This window comes from Shinella sp. JR1-6, from assembly GCF_004284735.1.
GTDB lineage: Bacteria > Pseudomonadota > Alphaproteobacteria > Rhizobiales > Rhizobiaceae > Shinella.
Genome location: NZ_SHMI01000093.1, coordinates 1 through 2,367, shown reverse-complemented (window position 1 = coordinate 2,367; position 2,367 = coordinate 1). Strand labels below are relative to the sequence as shown.

Sequence of the window (2,367 nt, the reverse complement as noted above, 5' to 3'; positions counted from 1 at the left end):
GGCTTTGGAATGGGCCGGGCTTGATACCGGCTACCCGCACGCTCGAAAGGCTTATTTCATCCAGTCGGTGCAGGTGGGTAAATCCTGCGTGTCCTTCCACGCCGCCATTCCAAACTGTCACCCCGACAAGAGGAGCAAGGACGCATAAGCCATGTAGTCCTTGCGGCATTCGGGGAATCAAAAAGCGGCCGAAGCCGCTGAACTCTTGTGGCAAATCACCACTATACGAAATCTATACCATGCTCGGGTTCCGAGTGAAATAGCCTGTCAAGCTATTTTCCTTACGTTCCCGCGATTTTCATATCCAAAGTGGATGGCGAGTGCCGTCAGCCCCTGCTTTAGCATTTCTACATAGGCACGCTGCAGGTTTTTGCTCTGCGCCAGTTCGGATATCGCTCGCCCCTCACCCGCCACCTTGACCATGACGTCATAGCCGATGCCAAGCACGCGCTGGCAATCCGCAAGGTCTATGCCGGCCTGAAGCTGCCTGTCCGACAGCGCTGAGCGCGGCCCACCACCATCAACAGGCTCTCGCGAATAATCGAACGACCCCGCGCCCGAGCCACCAAGGGCCTCCCAAATCCGCCTGAAGCGCTCACCGGCCTTTGCCTGCGCCTCGTCGATGAGTTTCCGCTGTTCTAGGACGACAAGAGCGCTTTCCCGCATATTCCTGACACCCAGGGTCTTCTTCGGGTTCCACGCCTGGCCGTCGTGCGCGCTGTTGTAGAGCGGGTTATCGATCTCGCACAGTTCGGGAATGGCTCTGGCGTGGCCGATGATCGACAGATCGATTGTTCCGGTCTTTTTCTTGGTGCCGCGTCTCGTCATTGTCGTTCCTCGTGTTGCCGCCGTTCAGTCGTCTTCCGCGATCCGCCAAGCTTCTCGATCTCCTCGACGACGTAGGAGGTGAAGAGCGCGGCGAACGCGATTGCCATCATCGCGGCCGATCTCTCGGTGTTCCCGAAGATGCTATCGAGTATCGAGAATGTCCCGCTGGACCAGAACCAGAGATCGAGCTTTTTGCGTGTATCCATCCTCACTCCTCCCTGCTATTGAGGATAGAGACGCGCGGCATCGTGTGGATTTCGCCCGTGATGTGCATGCGCTTGGCGTGATGGATGACGATATCGTCGCCGAGGCGCGTTTCGGTTCGGGCCGACCGGGCAACAACGACCTCCCGAGCCGGGAATAGGTCAGGCCGCGCCTTGATGCGGTCATAGACCGTGGTGCCGCTGACCTCAGTTATCAGCGCGATCTGGTGGGCGTTCTTGCCGCTCATCCAGAGATCGGATGCTTTCTCAAGCCATTCTGCGGGGACTTTCGGATATGTCCCATCCGCCGCCGCGCCCTTCGGCAATCGGCTGTGAAACCGGTCACGGTACTTGCTGGCTATGGCGGTGATGCTGCCCTTGGATGTTCCCATGATCTCGGCAATGGCCGGGCCTGAAAGACCCTCTGCCCACATTCGAGCAGCAAGGGCTATTTTCTCCTCTGTCCACTGGTATGCAATCCTCTTTGCAGGGAGGCCGCGCTTTGTGATGTAGATCTCGGTCTCTGCCTGGATGTTCATTCTGGCTTGTCCTCGGAGAGAGCGCCGTCGATCATCGCGGTGTACGCGTCAGCAAAGACTTGCACGCCAGCGCTGTAAGAGCTTCCCATAAGGCCAGCGACCCAATCGACCTCGTAACCTATCTTGGCGAGTGCGGCGGTCTGCATCTCTTCAGTCGGCTCTCTCATCGCCTCGATGGCGGCGCGGGCGGTAGGAGTGAAGCCCCACCATTGCGGATAAGGCTCATATTCCGGACGCTCTCTGGTCAGCTCGTCTGGGTCAATTTCCTGTTGCGCGCAAATGGCTCGCGCCACCTTCTCGATCATCATCGTCATCTCGCGCTCCTCAATGCCAGCTACGTTCGGCACGGGCGAGCTCGGCCTTGATATACTCGGCTCTGGACGTTGCCGGCGCACCGCCAAACGCCGTCTTCGGCGCCCATTCGTCGTCCCAAGATCCAGAATTCAGCCATGTTGCAGGGTACCTGAAGCTCTGCCATTCTGGCTTATGAAGCTTGTAGGCCTTGATAGCCTCGAGCATCGTTTCCAGCGTCGCCTTCTTGATCGCCTTGGCAAAGGCCTTCTGCGCGTCGGATTTGGCCTTCTTGTTGGGGTAGGCCTTCCAGAAAACGTCGAACTGCTCTTCCTTGGTCATGCTGCAAGCCCCTGCTCGAATGGTTGAACGATGACGACAACAGCCTTCCCGTCGAGATGATCGGCCCATCGGGCGCTGACGCATTCCGCCAAGCTGTCGTCCTGAACCACGCCGGCCTTAACCAGCGCGTCCGATATCGGTTTGATTATGTTGTCGATGTCTCG

Annotated in this window: 6 protein-coding genes; all 6 read right to left on the bottom strand. The window is 58.3% G+C overall.

The window, feature by feature from the left end; translation table 11 throughout:
• Nucleotides 1-267 precede the first annotated feature (267 nt).
• Genes EXZ48_RS34395 through EXZ48_RS36055 form a run of 6 tightly spaced genes read right to left on the bottom strand, consistent with a single transcriptional unit; the run spans nt 268 to nt 2,361 of the window.
• Entirely contained in the window at nt 268-828 is a 561-nt protein-coding gene (locus EXZ48_RS34395; protein ID WP_130521541.1) for a hypothetical protein, read from the bottom strand.
• Nucleotides 825-1,034, bottom strand: coding sequence for a hypothetical protein (locus tag EXZ48_RS34390; RefSeq protein ID WP_130521539.1), 210 nt, complete (start codon nt 1,032-1,034; stop codon nt 825-827). The genes EXZ48_RS34395 and EXZ48_RS34390 overlap by 4 nt, the downstream gene beginning before the upstream one ends.
• A 2-nt stretch (nt 1,035-1,036) precedes the next feature.
• Nucleotides 1,037-1,570: a hypothetical protein gene (locus EXZ48_RS34385; protein ID WP_130521537.1), complete on the bottom strand. Its 534-nt coding sequence runs from the start codon at nt 1,568-1,570 to the stop codon at nt 1,037-1,039.
• Nucleotides 1,567-1,884 carry a hypothetical protein gene (locus EXZ48_RS34380; RefSeq protein WP_130521535.1) on the bottom strand — a complete coding sequence of 106 codons (318 nt, stop codon included), beginning with the start codon at nt 1,882-1,884 and terminating at the stop codon, nt 1,567-1,569. The genes EXZ48_RS34385 and EXZ48_RS34380 overlap by 4 nt, the downstream gene beginning before the upstream one ends.
• A 10-nt stretch (nt 1,885-1,894) precedes the next feature.
• Nucleotides 1,895-2,203 carry a hypothetical protein gene (locus EXZ48_RS34375; protein WP_130521533.1) on the bottom strand — a complete coding sequence of 103 codons (309 nt, stop codon included), beginning with the start codon at nt 2,201-2,203 and terminating at the stop codon, nt 1,895-1,897.
• Complete coding sequence (locus EXZ48_RS36055; protein WP_371687695.1) at nt 2,200-2,361, bottom strand: hypothetical protein; 162 nt, start codon at nt 2,359-2,361, stop codon at nt 2,200-2,202. Before EXZ48_RS36055 ends, EXZ48_RS34375 begins: the two co-directional genes overlap by 4 nt.
• Nucleotides 2,362-2,367 lie beyond the last annotated feature (6 nt).